17 protein-coding genes are annotated in these 19,601 nt (G+C 65.4%); 13 read left to right on the forward strand and 4 right to left on the reverse strand.

Annotated features, from left to right (window positions below):
• The first annotated feature begins 67 nt into the window (after positions 1 to 67).
• The 5 genes from prsK to H9L13_RS11075 all read left to right on the forward strand — a co-directional run bounded on the left by prsK (position 68) and on the right by H9L13_RS11075 (position 7,545).
• Positions 68 to 2,152: an XrtA/PEP-CTERM system histidine kinase PrsK gene (gene prsK / locus H9L13_RS11055; protein WP_187537744.1), complete on the forward strand. Its 2,085-nt coding sequence runs from the start codon at positions 68 to 70 to the stop codon at positions 2,150 to 2,152.
• Complete coding sequence (gene prsR / locus H9L13_RS11060) at positions 2,149 to 3,516, forward strand: PEP-CTERM-box response regulator transcription factor (protein ID WP_187537745.1); 1,368 nt, start codon at positions 2,149 to 2,151, stop codon at positions 3,514 to 3,516. Before prsK ends, prsR begins: the two co-directional genes overlap by 4 nt.
• A gap of 77 nt (positions 3,517 to 3,593) precedes the next feature.
• Positions 3,594 to 5,468, forward strand: a complete 1,875-nt coding sequence (locus H9L13_RS11065) for a DUF885 domain-containing protein (protein ID WP_187537746.1) — start codon at positions 3,594 to 3,596, stop codon at positions 5,466 to 5,468.
• A gap of 35 nt (positions 5,469 to 5,503) precedes the next feature.
• Positions 5,504 to 7,357 carry a DUF885 domain-containing protein gene (locus H9L13_RS11070; RefSeq protein WP_187537747.1) on the forward strand — a complete coding sequence of 618 codons (1,854 nt, stop codon included), beginning with the start codon at positions 5,504 to 5,506 and terminating at the stop codon, positions 7,355 to 7,357.
• Positions 7,357 to 7,545, forward strand: coding sequence for a hypothetical protein (locus H9L13_RS11075; protein WP_187537748.1), 189 nt, complete (start codon positions 7,357 to 7,359; stop codon positions 7,543 to 7,545). Before H9L13_RS11070 ends, H9L13_RS11075 begins: the two co-directional genes overlap by 1 nt.
• A 110-nt stretch (positions 7,546 to 7,655) precedes the next feature.
• Here H9L13_RS11075 and H9L13_RS11080 read toward each other — a convergent pair whose 3' ends face one another.
• A complete protein-coding gene (locus tag H9L13_RS11080) occupies positions 7,656 to 9,497 on the reverse strand; it encodes an ABC-F family ATP-binding cassette domain-containing protein (protein WP_187537749.1) in 1,842 nt (613 codons plus the stop codon).
• A gap of 139 nt (positions 9,498 to 9,636) precedes the next feature.
• Here H9L13_RS11080 and H9L13_RS11085 point away from each other — a divergent pair, with 139 nt between their 5' ends.
• From H9L13_RS11085 to H9L13_RS11100, 4 genes are all read left to right on the forward strand, one after another.
• Positions 9,637 to 9,936, forward strand: coding sequence for a hypothetical protein (locus H9L13_RS11085; protein WP_187537750.1), 300 nt, complete (start codon positions 9,637 to 9,639; stop codon positions 9,934 to 9,936).
• 93 nt (positions 9,937 to 10,029) lie between these two features.
• Entirely contained in the window at positions 10,030 to 10,692 is a 663-nt protein-coding gene (locus tag H9L13_RS11090; protein WP_187537751.1) for a response regulator transcription factor, read from the forward strand.
• A gap of 92 nt (positions 10,693 to 10,784) precedes the next feature.
• Positions 10,785 to 12,104: a sensor histidine kinase gene (locus H9L13_RS11095; protein ID WP_187540375.1), complete on the forward strand. Its 1,320-nt coding sequence runs from the start codon at positions 10,785 to 10,787 to the stop codon at positions 12,102 to 12,104.
• Between the two features lie 90 nt (positions 12,105 to 12,194).
• Complete coding sequence (locus H9L13_RS11100) at positions 12,195 to 13,151, forward strand: polyprenyl synthetase family protein (RefSeq protein WP_187537752.1); 957 nt, start codon at positions 12,195 to 12,197, stop codon at positions 13,149 to 13,151.
• On the opposite strand, the gene H9L13_RS11105 is transcribed toward H9L13_RS11100, so the two are convergent.
• Positions 13,145 to 13,858, reverse strand: a complete 714-nt coding sequence (locus H9L13_RS11105) for a CDP-alcohol phosphatidyltransferase family protein (protein WP_187537753.1) — start codon at positions 13,856 to 13,858, stop codon at positions 13,145 to 13,147. The two genes, H9L13_RS11100 and H9L13_RS11105, sit on opposite strands and share 7 nt — an antisense overlap.
• Before the next feature lie 118 nt (positions 13,859 to 13,976).
• On the opposite strand from H9L13_RS11105, the gene H9L13_RS11110 reads away from it, so the two are divergent.
• From H9L13_RS11110 to wecB, 4 genes are all read left to right on the forward strand, one after another.
• Positions 13,977 to 15,413: a phospholipase D-like domain-containing protein gene (locus H9L13_RS11110; RefSeq protein ID WP_187537754.1), complete on the forward strand. Its 1,437-nt coding sequence runs from the start codon at positions 13,977 to 13,979 to the stop codon at positions 15,411 to 15,413.
• 13 nt (positions 15,414 to 15,426) lie between these two features.
• Positions 15,427 to 16,284 carry a glycosyltransferase family 2 protein gene (locus H9L13_RS11115; protein WP_187537755.1) on the forward strand — a complete coding sequence of 286 codons (858 nt, stop codon included), beginning with the start codon at positions 15,427 to 15,429 and terminating at the stop codon, positions 16,282 to 16,284.
• A 31-nt stretch (positions 16,285 to 16,315) separates the two neighbouring features.
• Positions 16,316 to 16,597 carry an NADH dehydrogenase ubiquinone Fe-S protein 4 gene (locus tag H9L13_RS11120; RefSeq protein WP_187537756.1) on the forward strand — a complete coding sequence of 94 codons (282 nt, stop codon included), beginning with the start codon at positions 16,316 to 16,318 and terminating at the stop codon, positions 16,595 to 16,597.
• A gap of 121 nt (positions 16,598 to 16,718) precedes the next feature.
• Positions 16,719 to 17,765 carry a non-hydrolyzing UDP-N-acetylglucosamine 2-epimerase gene (wecB, locus tag H9L13_RS11125; RefSeq protein WP_235090950.1) on the forward strand — a complete coding sequence of 349 codons (1,047 nt, stop codon included), beginning with the start codon at positions 16,719 to 16,721 and terminating at the stop codon, positions 17,763 to 17,765.
• Positions 17,766 to 17,769: 4 nt separating this feature from the next.
• Here wecB and H9L13_RS11130 read toward each other — a convergent pair whose 3' ends face one another.
• Positions 17,770 to 18,792 (reverse strand): UDP-glucuronic acid decarboxylase family protein, encoded by a 1,023-nt coding sequence (locus H9L13_RS11130; protein ID WP_187537757.1) that lies wholly within the window; start codon positions 18,790 to 18,792, stop codon positions 17,770 to 17,772.
• A gap of 119 nt (positions 18,793 to 18,911) precedes the next feature.
• The gene (locus tag H9L13_RS11135) at positions 18,912 to 19,457 is read right to left on the reverse strand and encodes a PadR family transcriptional regulator (protein WP_187537758.1); all 546 of its coding nucleotides are present in this window, start codon (positions 19,455 to 19,457) and stop codon (positions 18,912 to 18,914) included.
• Between the last annotated feature and the right edge of the window lie 144 nt (positions 19,458 to 19,601).

A 19,601-nucleotide genomic window follows, 5' to 3' on the forward strand; every position in this document is an offset into this window, starting at 1 on the left:
TGTAAAATTTAGCGACACCTATCGCCATGTCGGCGGAATTGACACTTATCGCACCCGGAGCGTGCCGGTGAACGGCCTCGTCGCGTTCTGGAGCTACGCACTGGCCGCATGCCTGTTCGTGTCGATCCTGCTGTGGCAGCTGCGCGCGCACGCGGCCGGGCCATCGCGGCTGTTGCTCGGGGCTTATTTCGCGACGGCGGTATGGGCTTCGGTCAGCGCCATTCGCGGACCCGTCGACATCCTGAGCGTTGTTTCCGAGACGATCCGCAATCTTGCCTGGATTGTCTTGCTCCACTCCATTTCCGGCGAATTGAAAAGCGATCCGCGGCGCGCCATCCGCTTGGTCTTTGGCGCGGTTGCGCTTGCTCTGGGCATCCAACTGGTACTCGACCTTCTACTTCTCGCGGTCCCAATGCCGCCGGACCTGTCGCGCGATGTCCTGTCGACCGCCTGGCTGCTACGGATCAGCCTCGCCGCGGGCGCGCTTGTCCTTCTGCACAACGTCTATGGGCAGGCGGCGCCGGAAAGCCGGGTGAACATCCGCTCGGCAATGCTCGGCCTCGCGCTCATCTGGGGCTACGACCTCAACCTTTATACCCTAGCTTATCTCGATGCGCAGGGCCTGCCCGCCTTGTTCAATTATCGCGGGCTATTCGTCGCGCTGATCGCGCCGTTGTTCGTGGCGGGACCTGCGCCGACAGGCATCCTGCGCATTCGCCTGTCGCGCGCAGCGACCTTCCAGTCGATCTCGCTGCTAACGATCTGCGTTTATTTCGCCGTCATGGCCGTGCTTGCCACGGCGCTTCGCCGCAGTGCCTGGGACTGGGGCAGCGCACTGACCGCCATCCTCCTCGCGACCATGATGATCGTGACGGCGGTCGTGGTGCTGTCGCAATGGGCGCGCGGCTGGGTCAAGGTGAAGCTGTCCAAGCATCTGTTCGAGCATCGCTACGACTATCGCAGCGAATGGCTTCGTTTCACCGAAACGCTTGGTCGCGCTGGCCCGGACGCCGCACCGCTCGGCGAGCGGATCGTGCAGGCTTTCGCCGAGATCGCCGATTCCCCCGGCGGCCTGCTCTTGGCGGGTGAGCCCGGCGGGTCGATCGAGGTCGGCGCTGAGTGGAACTGGCGCGGCGCTAATCCTTCGCCGCAACAGCTGCACGATTCCGGCGACTTCTGGAGCGATGTCGAGGCCCGCGGCCGAATCCTCGAGTTCGAAGGTATCCGGCACGGCTGGGCGAACGGCGGCGCGCCGTCGGAGCGCATGCCGCACTGGTTGATCGACGAGCCGAGCGCCTGGGCCGGCATTCCGCTGGTCCATCAGCAGCGGCTGGTCGGTGTCGTCATCCTTGCAGCGCCCGAATATCGTCGCGCGCTCGATTGGGAGGATTTCGATCTCCTGCGCACGGCGGGCGCGCAGGCGGCAAGTTCACTCGCCGAAGCGCAAGGCCAGGATGCGCTGGTGAAGGCCCAAAGGTTCGAGGAATTCAACCGGCGCTTCGCCTTCATCCTTCACGATGTGAAGAATCTGGTGAGCCAGCTGTCGCTTCTGTCCCGCAATGCGAAGCGGCACGCCGACAATCCCGATTTCCATGCCGATATGGTCGCGACGCTCCGAAGCTCGGTCGCCAAGATGAACGACCTCCTTGCGCGCCTGTCGCCGCACGCACCCGCGCGCGTGCAGAGCCTGGAGCCGCAGCCTTTGCGCCCGATCCTGTCCGCCGCCATCGCCGCCAAGCGCCGCGACCATGACATCCGCTTGCTCGGCGATTCGAGCATGTGGGCGAACGTCGATGCGTCGGCGCTCGAGCAAGCGCTCGGCCACATCCTGCAGAATGCCGTCGATGCCAGCACGACCCCAGTCGTGATGCGCGTGACCGACGCCGATCCCTTCGTCACCATCGCGATCTCCGACAAGGGATGCGGGATGGACGGAGACTTCGTCCGCAACCGCCTGTTCCAGCCGTTCGTGTCAACCAAGTCGGGTGGATTTGGCATCGGGTCGTTCGAGGCGCGTTCGCTGATCGCCGCAATGGGCGGCCACATCAGCGTCGACAGCCGGCCCGGCCAAGGGACCACCTTCTCCATCTCCGTGCCCGCCGCCGAACCGGCGCGCGAACCCCAGCCCCACCGTCAACGGAAGCGCGCATGACCCAGAAAAGCGACCTCCCCGTGCTGCTCGTCGTCGAGGATGACGAAGGCCTGCAGCGCCAGCTGAAATGGGCCTACGAAGGCTATCAGGTGGTCTGCGCCGGCGACCGCCAAAGTGCGCTCGACGCGGTGCGCATGCATGAACCTGCGGTGGTCACGCTCGACCTCGGCCTGCCGCCCGATCCCGACGGCACCGACGAGGGTTTCGCGACGCTCGAGGAGATCCTGCGGCTCCAGCCTGGGACCAAGGTCATCGTCGCCACCGGTCATGGCGCGCGCGAAAGCGCACTCAAGGCGGTCGGCATGGGCGCCTATGATTTTTACCGCAAGCCGGTCGACATCGACGATCTCGGCCTCATCGTCGCGCGCGCCTTTCACCTGCACGAGATCGAGGCGGAGAATCGTCGCCTGGAGGGTGACAGCGCCAGCGGCGGCACGGTGCTCGGGTCGATCGTCACCGGCGCGCCTGAAATGGCCAAGGTCGCCAAGACCGTCGAGCGCGTCGCCAGTGCGGACGTCGCCGTCATGCTGCTCGGCGCCAGCGGCACCGGCAAGGAGCTGCTCGCCCGCGCGGTGCATGAGAAGAGCGGCCGCAAGGGCGCCTTCATCGCCATCAACTGCGCCGCGATCCCGGAGAACCTGCTCGAGGCAGAGCTGTTCGGATACGAGCGCGGCGCGTTCACCGGCGCCGTCAAATCCAACGTCGGCAAGATCGAGCTGGCGCAGGGCGGGACATTGTTTCTCGACGAGGTCGGCGACATTCCTCTGCCGCTTCAGGTCAAGTTGCTGCGCTTCCTGCAGGAACGCGTAATCGAGCGGATTGGCGGTCGCCAGCCGATTGCGGTCGATACGCGGATCGTCTGCGCCACCCACCAGGATCTCGACACGATGCAGGCCGAGGGCCGCTTCCGCGAGGATCTCTATTACCGGCTGGCCGAGATCGTGGTGAAGATCCCGTCGCTGGCCGAGCGCGCGGGCGACGCCGTCTTGCTCGCGCGCCACTTCGTCAATCGCTTCAGCCGCGAACTCAATCCCAGCGTGCAGTCGCTGTCCGCCGACGCTCTTGCGGCGATCGACGCCTATGCATGGCCGGGCAACGTGCGCGAGCTCGAAAACCGCGTGAAGCGAGCAGTAATCATGGCCGACGGCCGGAGCGTCCTGGCAAGCGACCTTGACCTTCCCGGCGGCGAGGCCGGCCCGGCGACCGCGATCAACCTGCGTGCCGCGCGCGAAGTCGCCGACCGCACCGCGATCCGCCAGGCGATGACCCGTAGCGACAACAATATTTCTGGCGCGGCCCGCCTGCTCGGGATCAGCCGCCCGACGCTATACGACCTGATCAAGCAGTATCGTCTGCAAGCGTAGCTGCGGGATCGACGAGCGGAATTGCCCCACCGCGTGGGGCCGCTACTGTTCCCCGCAACCTGCAGGGGACTCGCATCATGGACCGTCGCACCTTCCTTTCGACCACCGGCGCGGCCGCGCTTGCAGCGCCGTTCGCTTCGCTGCCGGACTTCGGCGCCGCCTTCGCCCAAGCCACCCCGGCGCGCGGCGACGCAGCGCTCAACCGATTGTTCGAAGCGATTTTCCAGGAACAGGTGCGCAATTCCCCCGAGTTCGCAACCTCGCTGGGTCTCGACAAGGGCGCGCTCGCACCGCTCCGCTCCAGGCTCGACACGCGCCCGGTTGCCCAGGCCCGACGTGAAGAGGCCGCGCGCACCGACAAGTTCATCGCGCAGCTGGAGGCCGTGCCGACGGCGGGCCTGTCGCAAGCCGCGGCGCTCAACCGCGAAGTCGTGCTGTGGGACATGATGACGAGCAATGCCGGGCCCAAGCGCTTCGACATCTCAAATCCGCAAAGCCCGTACGAAATCAGCCAGCAGGATGGCGCCTATTTCTCGGTGCCGGACTTCCTTCACAGCGCGCACACGATCGACACTGCGAGCGACGCCGAAGCCTATCTGTCGCGCCTCGAACAGTTCGCGACGGTGCTCGACAACGAGACCGTGGAGACGCGGCGACAGGCGGCGCGCGGCTATCTCGCGCCCGGCTGGGGAATCGACCTTGCGCTCAAGCAGATGCGCGAACTGCGTGCGCCGTCGCCGGAGCAAAGCACGATGGCTGATTCGGTCGCCAGCCGCGCCGCCGCCAAGAACATCCCCGGCGACTGGCGCGGACGCGCGGCCAAGATCGTCGCCGAAAAGGTCTATCCCGCGCTCGACCGCGAGATTGCGGGCGTCATCGCGCTTCGCCCGACGACTGCGCCGGGAGACGGCGTGTGGCGCGTCCCGCGCGGTGACGAGATCTACGCCGCCGCGCTCGCAGAGGCGACGACGACCACGTACAGCGCCGACGAAATCCACCAGATCGGGCTTCAGCAAGTGGCTGAGATCAGCGCGAACCTCGACAAGATCCTGCGCTCCGCCGGCCTGACCAACGGCACCGTCGGCGAGCGGCTGACCCAGCTCAACGCCCGCCCCGACCAGCTCTACCCCAGCACCGACGCCGGCCGAGCGCAGCTGATCGCCGACCTCAACGCAAGCGCGAAGGCGATGGAAGCGAGGCTGCCGCGGGCTTTCTCCACGCTGCCCAAGCAACCGCTCGAAATCCGCCGCGTGCCGGTTGAAATCCAGGACGGCGCGTCGAATGGCTATTACCGCCAGGCGACGCTCGATGGATCGCGTCCGGCGATCTACTTCATCAACCTCAAGTCGACCGGCGACTGGCCCAAATATTCGCTGCCCGCGCTGACCTATCACGAAGGCACGCCGGGCCATCACCTTCAGCTCAGCATTGCCCAACTGGCGGGCGATTTGCCCATGCTGCGCCGCATCGCTTTCTATTCGGCCTATGGTGAAGGCTGGGCGCTTTATGCCGAAGAGGTTGCCGACGAGCTTGGCGGCTATATCGGGATTGAACGTGCCGGCTATCTCCAGTCCTTCCTGTTCCGCGCCGAGCGGCTGGTCGTCGACACCGGCCTCAACCACAAGCGCTGGACGCGCGAACAGGCGATCGACCACATGGTTGCCGCGACCGGCTTCGCCCGGCCGCGCGTGCAGCGTGAGATCGAGCGCTACTGCGCCTCGCCGGGCCAGGCGTGCAGCTACAAGATCGGGCACCTCGCCTGGACTCGCGCGCGGGCCAAGGCGCAGCAAGCGCTGGGCGACCGGTTCGACATCCGCGACTTCCACGAGATTCTGCGCGAAGGCGCGATGCCGCTGACCATCCTCGAACGCCGCGTCGACGAGCGCATACAGGCGCGACTTGCCGGCAGCAGCAACGGCATGCCTTCACCGCGCCGCGGCGAACGCGGCTAAGCCTTTTTCATCATCGTTCTTCCGGGAGTTTCATCATGGACCGTCGCGCATTCCTGACCACCGGCGCCACCGTCGCTGCCTTGCCCCTGCTCGAAGCGCCGGCGTTCGCGCAGGCCGCAGGTAGCGGCGATGCGCGCCTCAATGCCTTGTTCGAAGAGCTGTTTCAGGAAGCGGTGCGAACGTCGCCCACGCTTGCAACCTCACTCGGCCTCGACAAAGGCCCGCTCGCGGCGCTCAAGTCCAAGCTCGATACCGATCCGGTCCCCGTCCAGCGGCGCGACGACCTGGCCCGCACGCGCCGCGCGATCAGCCGATTGCAGGCGATCCCGGCCTCAAGCCTGTCGGATTCGGCAAAGCTAAACCGCGAAGTCGTCCTTTACCAGCTTGAAACGTCGATCGCCGCGCCGTCGCGCTGGAACATCGACTCCGCGCAGCGCCCCTATCCGATCTTCCAGCAGGGCGGCGCCTATTTCTCGCTGCCTGACTTCCTCAACAGCGCGCACACGATCGAGAATGCGGCCGACGCCGAAGCCTATCTGTCGCGGCTCAGCCAGTTCGCCACCGTGCTCGACCATGAAACCGCCGAGCAGCGGATGCAGGCCGCGCGCGGCTTCCTTGCCCCCGCCTGGTCGATCGACCTGACGCTTGGCCAAATGCGCAAGCTGCGCGCGTCGGCGCCCGCGCAAAGCACGATGGTCGATTCGATCGTCCGCCGCACTGCGGCCAAGAACATCCCCGGCGACTGGGGCGGCCGCGCGGCGCAGATCGTCGGCAGCGCTGTCTATCCCGCGCTCGACCGCCAGATCGCGATGATGGAGCAACTGCGCCCGACCACGCGGCCGGGCGATGGCGCGTGGCGCCTGACCAACGGCGATGCGATCTATGCCGAGGCGCTGCGCCAGGCGACGACCACCAACTTCTCTCCCGACGAAGTGCACAATATCGGCCTGCAGCAGGTCGCCGACTTGAGCGCGCAGCTCGACACCATCCTGCGCGGCGCGGGCTACACCCAGGGCAGCGTCGGGCAGCGGCTTGCCCAGCTCAACGTCGAACCGTCTCAGCTCTACGCGAACACCGACGCCGGCCGCGCCGAGTTGCTCGCCGGCCTGAACGAGGATGTCGCGACGCTCCAGGCCAAGCTGCCCCAGGCGTTCGCGACGGTGCCGACCGCACCGCTCGAAATCCGCCGTGTGCCGCCGGAAATTCAGGACGGCGCATCCAACGGTTATTACCGCCGCGCCGCGCTCGATGGGTCGCGTCCGGCCATCTACTTCATCAACCTCAAGGACACCGGCGACTGGCCGAAATACTCACTGCCGGCGCTCAGCTATCACGAGGGCGTTCCGGGCCACCATCTGCAGATCAGCATTTCGCAGGAATCGAAGGACATCCCGACCCTGCGCAAGATCGGCGGCTTTTCGGCCTACAGCGAAGGCTGGGCGCTCTATTCGGAGGAAGTCGCGAATGAGCTCAACGGCTATGACGGCCTCGAGCGAGCCGGCTATCTCCAGTCCTTCCTGTTCCGTGCCGCGCGGCTGGTGATCGACACCGGGCTTCACGCCAAGCGTTGGACTCGCGAGCAGGCGACCGATTACATGGTCAACACCACCGGCTTCGCCCGCCCGCGCTCGCAGCGCGAGATCGAGCGCTACTGCACCCAGATGGGCCAGGCGTGCAGCTACAAGATCGGCCACATCGCCTGGACCCGCGCCCGCGCGGAAGCGCAACGCACGCTCGGCGACCGCTTCGACATCCGCCAGTTCCACGAAGTCCTGCGCGAAGGCGCGATGCCGCTGTCGATCCTTGAGCGGCGGATCAAGGAACGCACCGCGGCGCAAGCCGGCGGCATGCCCGGCGGCGCTCCGCGGCGGGGCGAGCGCGGCCGGTGATGAAGCCGATCCTCTTCGTCCTTGCCGGGATTGCGATCGCGACCGGCATACTGTGGATGGGCCAGGGGCTTGGCATCATCCAGTGGCCGCAGTCGAGCTTCATGCTCGACCAGCGACCGTGGGCGGTGCGCGGCGCCCTGCTCGTCTTCATCGGCGTCGTCCTGCTGCTGGTCGCCCGCCGCCGCTGAGCGGGCGCAGTCGGCGCGCTCCGCGCAGCGCAGGACATGACGCTCAACGCGCGCGATCGCGTTAAACTCAGGACGATGATCGGTGAGGTGAAGCGCAAGCTCGCCGCCCCCTAGGCGTTCAGCGCCTCGGCCATCGCGGCGACTTCGAGCCAGCGTTCCTCCGCTGCGTCCTTCTCGGCGCGGAGTTGCTCGATGCGCTTGGTGAGGTCCGCGAAGCGTCCTGGATCGCGCAAGTACAGATCGGGATCGGTCAAAAGCTGTTCGGCGACCGCAATGTCCTGCGCGATGCGCTCGATCTCGCCCGGCAGTCGGTCGAGGTCGCGCTGGTCCTTGTAGGTGAGCTTCTTGCGATCCTCCCCGGGACGCGAAGGTGGCAGCGCGGCAGGCGCTGACGGAGGAGCGGCGGAGCCTTGTGTCGGACCCCCTCCACCCCGCCGCTTCGCGACGCGGTCCCCCTCCCCGTGCCGGGGAGGATTGCGCCGCTTCTGCCAATCCTCATATCCGCCGGCGACGACATCGACTCGCCCCGATCCATCCAGGCCCAGCGTCACCGTCACCGTCCGATCGAGGAAATCGCGGTCGTGGCTGACGATCAGCACCGTCCCCTCATAGTCCGCAATTACTTCCTGCAGCAGGTCGAGCGTTTCGAGGTCGAGGTCGTTGGTCGGCTCGTCGAGCACCAGCAGGTTCGCTTCGCGCGCAAACTCACGCGCCAAAAGCAGCCGGGACCGCTCACCGCCCGACAACGATCCGATCGGTGCGTCGACCAGCCCCGGATCGAACAGGAACTCCTTCAAATAGCCCTTGATGTGCTTCTTGACGCCGCGAACCTCGATCCAGTCGCCGCCATGCGCGAGGACATCGCGGACGCGCTTGGCTGGGTCCATCAGCTTGCGCTGCTGGTCGATGACGATGCCGCTCAGCGTCTTGGCCAGCGTGACCTTGCCGCTATCGGGCGCCATTTCCCCTGTCAGCAACTTGAGCAACGTCGTCTTGCCAGCGCCATTGGGGCCGACGACGCCAATCCGGTCGCCGCGCTGCACGCGCAGGGTGAAGTCGCGGATGATCTGGCGATCGCCGTAGGCTTTGAATACGCGATCGGCGTCGATCACGACCTTTGACTTCGTATCGTCCTTGGCCAGCGCGATCTTGGCCGCGCCCTGCCCGCCGAGCATCGCCGCGCGTTGCGCGCGAAGTTCCCCCAACTTGGCGAGACGGCCCTGGTTACGGCGGCGTCGCGCGGTCACCCCGCGCTGAAGCCAGTGCAGTTCCAGCTTGAGCCTGGCGTCGAGCTTTTCGGCGGCGCGCGCTTCCTCCTCATAGACCCGCTCGGTCCAGGCTTCGAAACCGCCGAAGCCGATTTCGGCGCGGCGCAATTGCCCGCGGTCGAGCCACAGCACGCTACGCGTCAGCCGCGTCAGGAAGGTGCGGTCGTGGCTGATGACGATGAACGCGCCCTTGAACCGCTTGAGCCAATCCTCGAGCCATTCGATGGCCCCAAGGTCGAGATGGTTGGTGGGCTCGTCGAGCAAAAGCACGTCGGGCTCTTGCGCCAACGCGCGCGTGATCGCTGCGCGGCGCCGCTCCCCGCCGCTGGCGGTACCAACCTCGCGCGATAAGTCGATCCCGAGCTGGTGCGCGATCGCCTCTGCGTCGTGCGCTTGCGGGGCATCGCGGCCCGCCAGCACCCAATCGCGCAGCGTGGCATGGCCGGTCATGACCGGATCCTGCTCCAGCAGGACCACGCTCGTCCCGGGGACGATGGTGCGCTTGCCTTCGTCGGTCTCGATCATCCCCGCGAGGCATTTGAGCAGGGTCGTCTTGCCCGCGCCGTTGCGGCCGATCAGCGCCAGCCGGTCGCGCTCGCCCACGTAAAGGTCGATGCCGCGGAACAGCCAGCCTTCACCCTGGATCAAGCCGAGGCCTTCATAAGATAGAATGGGTGCCGCCATGCGAGCTCCCCTAGCGGATCGGCCGCGTAGGGACATGTGGATTTTAGGTCACGCCTGTGACCCTGAACGCGTCCGTGCAGCCGCATTCATAGCGCATTCAATGCCGTGTGTTAGAGATGCGCCCATCGAGAATCACCAGATGAACCTGTTGCGTATCTTCCTGGCGGCCGCGGCCGTCGCCGTTTCGGCCACCAGCGCGCCTGCGCTGGCCGATAAGCCGCGCGATGCGGACAAGGCGTTCGAGGCAACGCAGCAGGGCCGGTCCATGCCCTTGCCGCAGTTGGAGCGTCGCGTGATGCCCTTCATGGGCGGTGCCGACTATCTGGGCCCCGAAATGAACGGATCGACGACGCGCATGAAGTTCATGCGCAATGGTCGGGTGATCTGGGTCGATGTCGATGGCCAGGGCCGCATCGTCCGCCGTTCGCGCGACAAGTAATTCCGTCGCTTCACGCAAGTTCGTTGCGGATAAGCAACCGATTGCCGCACCACGGGTTGACGGCGCGAATATGAACGGCTCCAGGAACCCTTGATGCGTGTCTTGATCGTCGAAGACGAACCCAACCTCGGGCGCCAGCTGCGCTCCACCCTGGAAGGCGCCGGCTATGCCGTCGACCTCGCCACCGACGGTGAGGACGGCCATTATCTCGGCTCGACCGAAAATTACGATGCGGTGATCCTCGACCTTGGCCTGCCCGAAGTCGATGGCCTGACCGTGCTCGACCGCTGGCGCAAGGAAGCGCGCAAGATGCCCGTGCTCGTGCTGACCGCGCGCGACAGCTGGTCGGACAAGGTCGCGGGCCTCGATGCCGGTGCCGACGATTATCTTGCCAAGCCCTTCCAGACGGAAGAACTGATCGCGCGTCTGCGCGCTCTCATCCGCCGCTCGTCGGGCAATGCCTCGTCCGAACTGATCGCCGGCGACATCCGGCTAGACACAAGGTCGGGCAAGGTGACCAAGGCGGGCGAACCGGTGAAGCTGACCGCGCAGGAATATAAGCTCCTGTCTTACCTCATGCACCACAAGGGCAAGGTGGTCAGCCGGACCGAGTTGATCGAGCATATCTACGACCAGGATTTCGACCGGGATTCGAATACCATCGAAGTGTTCGTGACGCGCATCCGCAAGAAACTGGGCGCGGACGTCATCACCACGATCCGCGGCCTTGGCTACAGCCTGGAAGAGCCGGCCTAGTGAATGAGGCGGCCGCCCCGGTGACGGCGGCGGCTGAGGTTCAGCCGGCCGCGCCAGCGCGCCCGCCGCGCATCGGATCGCTCACCCGCCGCATGATCGGCATTGCGGCGCTGTGGATCGGCGCGCTGCTGCTGATCGGCGGGTTCGCACTCGACCGCCTGCTCAGCCAGTCGATCGTCGACAATTTCGACAATCGCGTGATCTTCGAACTCAATTCGATGATCGCAGCGTCGGAGATCGGTCCCGACGGTGAGGTGCGCTTCAACCGGCCGCCCGCCGACCAGCGCTTCATCGAACCTTATTCCGGGCTGTATTTCCAGATCAGCGGCGTAGGGGCGGATACGTTCGCATCGCGCTCGCTGTGGGACCGGCGGCTGCGGGTGACCGATTCCCATACGGACACGGAACCCCACCTCTATGACAGCAACGAATTTTCCTCCCCCGACCATATCGAGCCGCTGCGCATTGCCGAGCGCGACGCAATCCTTCCCGGTTCGGACGTTCGCTGGCGCTTCCAGGTGGCGCACTCACGCGAGACGATCGATGAACAAATCCAGCGCCTCCGCTCAACGCTGACGTGGAGCTTTAGCGCGCTCGGCGCCGGCCTTTTGATATTGGCCGCCCTCCAGACGGTGTACGGACTGTGGCCGTTGCGCCGGGTGCGACGTGAGGTCGCCATGATCCGATCGGGTGAGAAGATGCGGATCGGCCCGGATTTTCCGACCGAGATCCGCCCGCTGACCGAAGAGATCAACCAGCTGCTCGCGCATAGCGAATCCCAGGCGGAGGAAGCGCGGCGCCACGCGGGCAATCTCGCACATGCGTTGAAAACGCCCCTGACCGTCATCACCAACGCGGCGACGGCACGTTCGCCTGACCTGTCTGACACCGTCTGTCGTGAAGCGCTCGTGATGCGCCGGCAAGTCGATCACCATCTCGCTCGTGCCCGGGCGATTGGACGGCGCGCCACGACGCAGGCGCGGGCGCGGGTGTGGGACAGCCTGGAAGCCGTACAGCGCGCGGTCGACCGGCTTTACGAGAACGTCACCGTGGATATCGCCGGGGACCACGCGGCGCAGGTCCGCGTCGAACGACAGGACCTGGACGAAATGCTTGGCAATCTGGTCGAAAACGCCGCGAAATATGGCGGAGGGCGTGTCTTCGTGACGGTGGAACCCAAGGGCGGAACGGTCGATGTCCTGGTCGAGGACGATGGACCAGGCATCCCGGAAGCCGATCGCGGCTCGCTATTCTCACGCGGCGCGAGGCTCGACACGACGGGTAAGCCGGGCACCGGGCTGGGCTTGGCCATCGTCCGCGACGTTGCCGAAATCTACGGCGGCAGAGTCGCGCTTGAAGAGAGTGAGGACCTGGGCGGCCTTCTGGCACGGCTCACGCTTCCGGCCGGCTAGGAAAACTGCCGCTTGGCCGCTAGGGCTTCGCCCGTGTCGGCAACAGTTCACCCAATCACATCGCGCCGTGACGCATCGCTTGACCCTTTGATGGCGCTCGTCGCGCGCGACATGAACGGCGTCAATTCGGTCATCCTCGAACGGATGCAGAGCAAGGTGGCGTTGATTCCCGAGCTTGCCGGGCACCTCATCGCCGGTGGCGGCAAGCGCATGCGGCCGATGCTCACTTTGGCTTGCGCCAACCTGCTCGGTTACCCCGGCACGCGCCACCACAAGCTGGCCGCCGCGGTCGAGTTCATCCACACTGCAACGTTGCTCCACGATGATGTCGTCGACGGATCGGGCATGCGCCGGGGTAAGCGGACCGCCAATCTCATCTGGGGCAATCCGGCCAGCGTCCTTGTCGGCGACTTCCTGTTTTCCCGCGCCTTTGAACTGATGGTCGAGGACGGCAGTCTCAAGGTCCTGCGCATCCTCAGCCACGCTTCGGCGGTCATTGCCGAAGGCGAAGTCGAGCAGCTTACGGCGCAACGGCAAATCGGGACTGGTGAGGAGCAATATCTGGACATCATCGGTGCCAAGACGGCGGCCCTGTTCGCCGCCGCCTGCCGCGTAGCCCCGGTGGTTGCGGAGGCCAGCGAGGACATCGAGCTTGCGCTGGAATCCTACGGCAAGAACCTTGGCATCGCCTTCCAGCTGACCGACGACGTGATCGATTATGCATCGGATTCGGCGACCATGGGCAAGGGCGTCGGCGATGACTTCCGCGACGGCAAGATGACCCTTCCGGTGATCCTTGCTTATGCCCGCGGCACTGCGGCCGACCGTCGCTTCTGGGAGGAGGCGATCGGCGGGGACCGCATCTCGGACGATGACCTTGCCCGCGCCGTGTCGCTCGTCCGCTCAACCGGCGCGCTGGCCGATGCGATCGCTCACGCGCGCCAATATGGACGGCGGGCGATCGACGCGCTGGCTGCTTTCCCCGTCAGCAAGGCAAAATCCGCCCTCACTGAGGCGGTCGAGTTCGCGGTTTCGCGCGCTTATTGAGGCGGGCGCGAACCACGCGCGGTCCGCAGCAGGCCCAGTGCCACGATGATCAGCGCCGATGCGGCCGACATTCCAAGCAGGATGGGCCGCATGTCCCCCATAGGAAGCAAGAGCGCGAGCGTCGACACGCCCCACACCGCCGCCAAGCCCGGAAGGACCCAGCCATAATCGCGCACTCGAAACGGGTGCGCGACGTGAACCGGGGCGAAGGTCAGGACGATCAAGGCGGCGACCACCCCTGCGCTCACCAGCGGATCAAAGGTCGCCGCGAAGATATAGAGGACGACCACGTTCCACAGGGCCGGGAAGCCGTGGAAGTAGCCGTCATCGCTCTTCATGTCGCGCCGCGCGAAGACGTAAAGGGCTGAGACGAGAATGCCGGCGCACAGGGGCAATGCGAGCGGCGGCGGAAGGAAATTGCCGCGCCATAAGAATATCGCGGGGATGAAGACGTAGGTTAGATAATCGATCACCAGGTCGAGCGCGTCGCCGTCGATGCGCGGGAGCCGCTCTCGCACGCGGGCGGCACGCGCCAGCGACCCGTCGACACCATCGACCACCAGCGCCGCAAAAAGCCACAGCAGCGCCTCGGTCCATGCCTGCCGCTCGACGGCAAGCAGCGCGAGAAACGCGAGCACTGCACCGCTCGCCGTGAAGGCGTGCACCGCCCAAGCAAGCGCGGACCGGCCATTTGCTTTGTCGATCATCTCATCGTCGGCAACGACAGCGCCCGCGGGGCGTTCCTCTTGACCATTGCGTGTCCGAAACTGCTAGGCGGGTCTCGCGTTATGGTTAGCGCGCAAGTTGCGGCGGAGGGACGTTCGGATGCTCAGAGCTGGTCGCAACTGCTGGCGTATCGAGCGCGCTAACCGCGCCGCGGTGGTGATCGACGCCGAAGACTATTTTCGCTTGGCGCGGCAGGCGATGCTGCGCGCCAAGTCGCAGATCCTGCTGATTGGCTGGGATTTCGATACCCGCATTTGCCTCGACTATGACGCCGACGACGGTGCCCCCAACGAGCTCGGGAAGTTCCTGACTTGGCTCCCCAAGCAGCGGCCGGGCCTGCAGATCCACATCCTCAAATGGGACATTGGGGCGATCAAGCTCGCCGGGCGCGGCACCACCATCCTGCGCCTGTTGCGCTGGGCAGCGAGCGACCAAATCCATTTCAAGCTCGACGGTGCCCATGCGGTCGGGGCGAGCCACCATCACAAGATCGCGGTCATCGACGACGCCCTCGCCTTTTGCGGGGGGATCGACATGGCAGGCTCTCGCTGGGACACCCGCGAGCATCTTGATTGCGACGAGCATCGCCGCCGGCCGACGACGCGGCGGCGCTACCAGCCGTGGCACGACGCGACGATGGCGGTCGACGGGCCGGCCGCAGCGGGACTTGGCGAACTTGCCCGCAACCGCTGGAAGGCGGCCGGTGGAACCCCGATCAGCGCGCCCCGGGCAAGGAGCGACCCATGGCCGGAGGCGCTAGCACCGCAATTCGAGAACATCGATGTGGCCATCGCCCGGACGCGCGCCGCTTATGACGACGAGGATTGCATCCGGGAAATCGAGGCACTTTACATCGACATGGTCAGGCGCGCTCGGCGTTTCATCTACGCCGAGAATCAATATTTCGCGTCGCGCGCGATTGCTGAGGCGATTGAGAAGCGGCTGGGCGAGCCAGACGGGCCGGAGTTCGTCATCGTCAATCCAAAATCAGGCCAGGGATGGCTCGACGAAACGGCCATGAGCCCGGCGCGCGCCGAACTCTTCCGGAGGCTGCAGAAGGCCGACGTGCACGATCGCTTCCGCATCTTCACACCCGTGACGGCGCAGGGCGAAGACATTTACGTTCATTCCAAGATCACCATCGTCGACGACGAAATGCTCCGCGTCGGCTCGGCCAATCTGAATAACCGCTCGATGGGCCTCGACAGCGAATGCGACCTGATGCTCGATGCGACGCGCAAGCGGAATGCCGCGGCGGCGCCGGCGATTGCCGAGCTGCGCGCCGACTTGCTGGCCGAACATCTGGGCGTTTCAGTGGATCGCATTGAGGCGAAAATGGCCAAGACCGGATCGCTGGTGCGAACGATCGACTCCTTCGCTCGCGGAAAGGGCCGCTCGCTCATTCCGTTCGTTCCGGAGAAGCCGCTGGCGATCGAGCGCAATATTGCGCGCAACGAGGCGCTCGACCCGGAGAGTGCCGGCACCGATTTCGAACCGATGGCGCGTCCAGGACTGCTCGCCCGCCTGGGGCGCTAACCCGGCAACGCCCATGAAGCCGCTCAGCGAACGCCAGGCCAAGATCGCCAGGGCCTTGGCCGTCGATGGCCCTCTTCGCCTTTTTGCCAAGCCGCTCTTCCGGGCCGCTCTGGCGGGCCAGGTGCAGTGGTTTGCGGCGCGGATGGGCGCGCCCCGCACCCTTCCCGAGGGAAAAGTCACGGCGGTCATCAAGACCTTTGAGCGGCCGCGGCGCTGCAAAGCGCTCGTCGCGAGCATCCGCCGCGGCTGGCCCGACCTGCCGATCATCGTCGTCGATGATTCGCGCGCGCCTGGCGATTATCCGGGATGCCGGGTCATCAGGCTGCCGTTCAATGTCGGCCTGAGCGCGGGGCGCAACGCGGGCCTGGCGGCGGTCGAAACCGAATATGTCCTCAATCTCGACGACGATTTCCTCTTCGAGCGGGGGACTGCAGTCGACGGTGCGCTGGCCCTGCTTGAACAACACCCGCAGGTCGACCTTCTCGCGGGGCTAGTCATCGACCTGCCGCTGCTGATCCGGCACGACAGCAGCCATGCGCGGCTGTTCGGCGCCCCGCCTGCGCCGATCATCGCCGCCGGGACGATGGTCGGCCCGGTACGGGTGATGGACAAAGTCCCGAACTTCTTCCTCGCCCGAACAGCGGCGGTAAAGGCCATCGGCTGGGATCCGGAGCTCAAGCTTCTTGAACATGCCGACTTCTTTTCGCGGGCCCGGGGCAGGATCGTGTCCGCGCAGTGGGACGGCTGGCGAATCCTGCACCAGCGCGACCCGTTCGATCGTCACTATCGCATCTTTCGCGACAATGCGGCGGAATCGCTCGCCCACTTGAAGCGAAAATATGGCCTCGGCTCACCGCCATCTGCAGCTTGATTTGCGCTGCTGCTCTTGGCATCGCCCACCCATGCCCATCGCCCGCATTTCCGAGACTGAGCGCAAGACGACCCAATCGGGGAAGGCGAAAGCCGGGGCTTGGCTGCTCGAATTTGAGCGGGAGATGCCGTTGCGGCCCGACCCGCTCACCGGTTGGAACGGTTCAGGCGACACTCGCACGCAGGTCCGCCTGCGGTTCGAAACCCAGGACGCGGCCATTGCCTATTGTGACCGCCACGGCCTGGCCCACCATGTGGTCGATGCGCAACCGGTGAAGCTGCGCCTCCAAGCCTATGCAGACAATTTCCGCTGAGTAAGCGAGACGGCTTGCACTAAGACATTGCCGAAGGCAGATTGACCCCGCCGAGTAAGGGGGAAGGCTGCGTTTCTCAGATATCAGGCTAGTCGTCGGCACCAGGCCTGAAGCCATCAAATTGCTGCCTGTCGCGGACGCCCTCGCCGAGCGCGGGCTGCTGCCGACGCTCGTCCTCACCGGCCAGCATCATTTGGGCAAAGAGCTTGGGCTGGATCGCTATCCCACCCACGATCTCGGCTGCCTAGGATTGCCCAATCCGGATGACCATGTGCGCCTCGTCCGCAACGCCACGGCGCCGCTGTTGATCGGCGCGGACCTTGTCATCGTCCAGGGTGATACCTCCAGCGCGCTGGGCGGCGCCCTGGCGGCGCGCGACGCTTGCGTACCCGTCGCTCATGTCGAAGCTGGGCTTCGAACGCACGATCCACGCCAACCCTGGCCTGAGGAGCAGTATCGGGTCGCGATCGACGAATTCGCATCGCTGCTGTTTGCCCCGACCGCCGGAGCGATGGAGAACTTGCGGCAGGAAGGGACGACCGGATCGGCGATCCTGACGGGCAATACGGCCATCGACGCACTTGTCGAAGCCGAGCGCAACCTGCCGCCCGGTCGCCCGCAGAAAGGCAGGCGCCCGACAATCCTGGTGACTTGCCACCGCAGGGAAAGCTGGGGCGAAGGGTTGGAAAGCATCGCCGCCGCCGTCACTCGCCTTGCCGAGGATGGCGTGGCGCTCATCCGCTTCGTTCTCCACCCCAATCCGCGCGTCGCGCAAGCCATGCGGCGAGCGCTCCAGGCGCGCGCGAACGTGGAGCTTCTCGACCCGTGCCCGCATGGCGACCTCATTGCATTGCTGCGCGAATCCGACTTGGTCCTGAGCGATTCGGGCGGAATTCAGGAGGAAGCACCCGCGTTGGGAATTCCCCTGCTGGTCCTGCGTGAGAAGACCGAGCGGCCCGAGGCGATCGCATGCGGGAACGCGCGGCTCGTCGGCACGGATACCGCGCGGATCGTTGCCGATGCGCGCGCGATCCTGTCCGATCCGCTTGTGCACGCTGCGATGTCGCGCCGCGCCTTTCCATTCGGAGATGGCCGCGCTGCGCCGCGAATTGCCGATGCGATCATGGACTGGCCGGATCGCGCCCAGCCTGCCGCGGCGACCGGCTAGCCCTTTATTCCGCGGCCGCGATCAGGGGCGCGTCGGCATATAGCGGGGCAGCGGCGCGATGCTGCTCCGCCTGGAACCAGGCAACAGTCGCGTCCAGGCCGTGGTCGAGCGTAACTTGCGGGGTCCAGTCGAGAAACTCTTGCGCGCGCGAAATGTCGGGCCGGCGGCGCCGCGGATCGTCTTCGGGAAGGTCCTTGAACGTTATGCGCGACGTTGTTGAGGTCTTGTCGACAACCAGGTCTACCAACTGCCTGACGCTCAATTCGTTGGGATTGCCAAGGTTGACGGGCATTCCCGCCGCGCGGTCGCTCTCCATCAGACGTGTCAAACCTTCGATCAGATCGTCGACGAAGCAGAAGCTGCGCGTTTGCGACCCATCGCCGTAAATCGTGATGTCCTGACCCGAAAGGGCTTGGCACACGATGTTCGAGACGACGCGCCCATCGTCGCTTCGCATCTTGGGCCCATAGGTGTTGAAAATCCGCGCGACCCGCACATCTGCCCGGCGGGCGCGATAGAAATCGAAGGCCAGCGTCTCGGCGCTTCGCTTGCCTTCGTCATAACAGGCGCGGGGGCCGGTGCAGTTCACCGAGCCGCGATAATCTTCGTGCTGCGGATGCACTTCGGGATCGCCATAGACTTCGCTGGTTGAAGCCAGAAAGAAGCGAGCTCCGCTCTGTTCGCTCAGGCTCAGCATGTTTCGCGTCCCGAGGACCGCGGTGAGAAGTGTGTGCTCGGGATCCGCCTGATAGTGCGGGGGCGATGCGGCCCCGGCGAGATGATAAACGCGGCAGATTCGCGAACGCGCGGGAAGGCGCAGGCGCGGCAACGGGTCGATCACGTCATGCTGGATGAATTCGAACCGGTCATGATGTGCGAAATCCCGCAGATTCTCGAGGCGACCGGTCTGGAGATTGTCGATGCAGATCACTTGCGCACCGCCGTCCAGCAGCCTCGCGCACAGATTGGCGCCGATGAACCCCGCGCCACCGGTCACGACAACGGTCTGATCATTCCACTTCGTCACCAGGCGCTCCTAACGGGGAACAGCTTCGGCGCAAGTCTGCAGCCATATGCCGCCGCCTAAACCTCCGAATCCCGAAATCGATGCGAAGGCGTCATCCCCCGACGAATGACGCCCAGGGATCAGCCGCCCTTTGATCGCCCCAGGTCAAGGAGGACTCGGTCAATCCATTGCAGGCGCGATCGGAGGGCGCTGACGGCATTATCGTGGACCCATTCCTGAAACGGCACCTCGACTTCTTCCCCATAAGCCTCGAGGTCATCCAGCTTCTTCGACAGTTGCGCCTTTGCCTCCAAAAGCCATTCTATCTGCTCGATCCGCGACAGCAGCTCGAACGATTGAATTTTGGTCCGAAGGGGATCCTCCAGGAGCAAATGCTCGGGGCGGAACTCCTGCAGCCACACCTTGAGTGCGCTTTCCCCCTCGCGGGTGCAGGTCAGGAATTCGACGTGCCTCGACCCGCGCGGCACACGTTTGCTGGTCAGCAAACCGCCGTCCCGAAGGCGGGAGATCATCGGATAGATCTTCCCCTTGCTCGTCCCGAAATTGCTGACCGGCGAGGCTTCGTAAATCTTCGATAATTGGTACGCGCTGGCCGGCTGAACCCTCAGAAGGAGGGCGAGGAAAGTGCCCTCGTCGTCTGTCAGCCCTCGCGCAGCGCCAGCCAATTGTGCCCCTCGCTTCCAACCGTCGGTTGTGCCCCTTTAGCATCACCTCGCCAGATGAGAAGTGGAACCGCGCAATCGGCGCTCAACCAGGCGTGACTGCGGTGGCGCCGCCAAAAGGAAAGGGCGAGTCGCAAGACCCGCCCT

The sequence above is a fragment of the Sphingomonas lutea genome (assembly GCF_014396785.1).
Taxonomy (GTDB): Bacteria; Pseudomonadota; Alphaproteobacteria; order Sphingomonadales; family Sphingomonadaceae; genus Sphingomicrobium; species Sphingomicrobium luteum.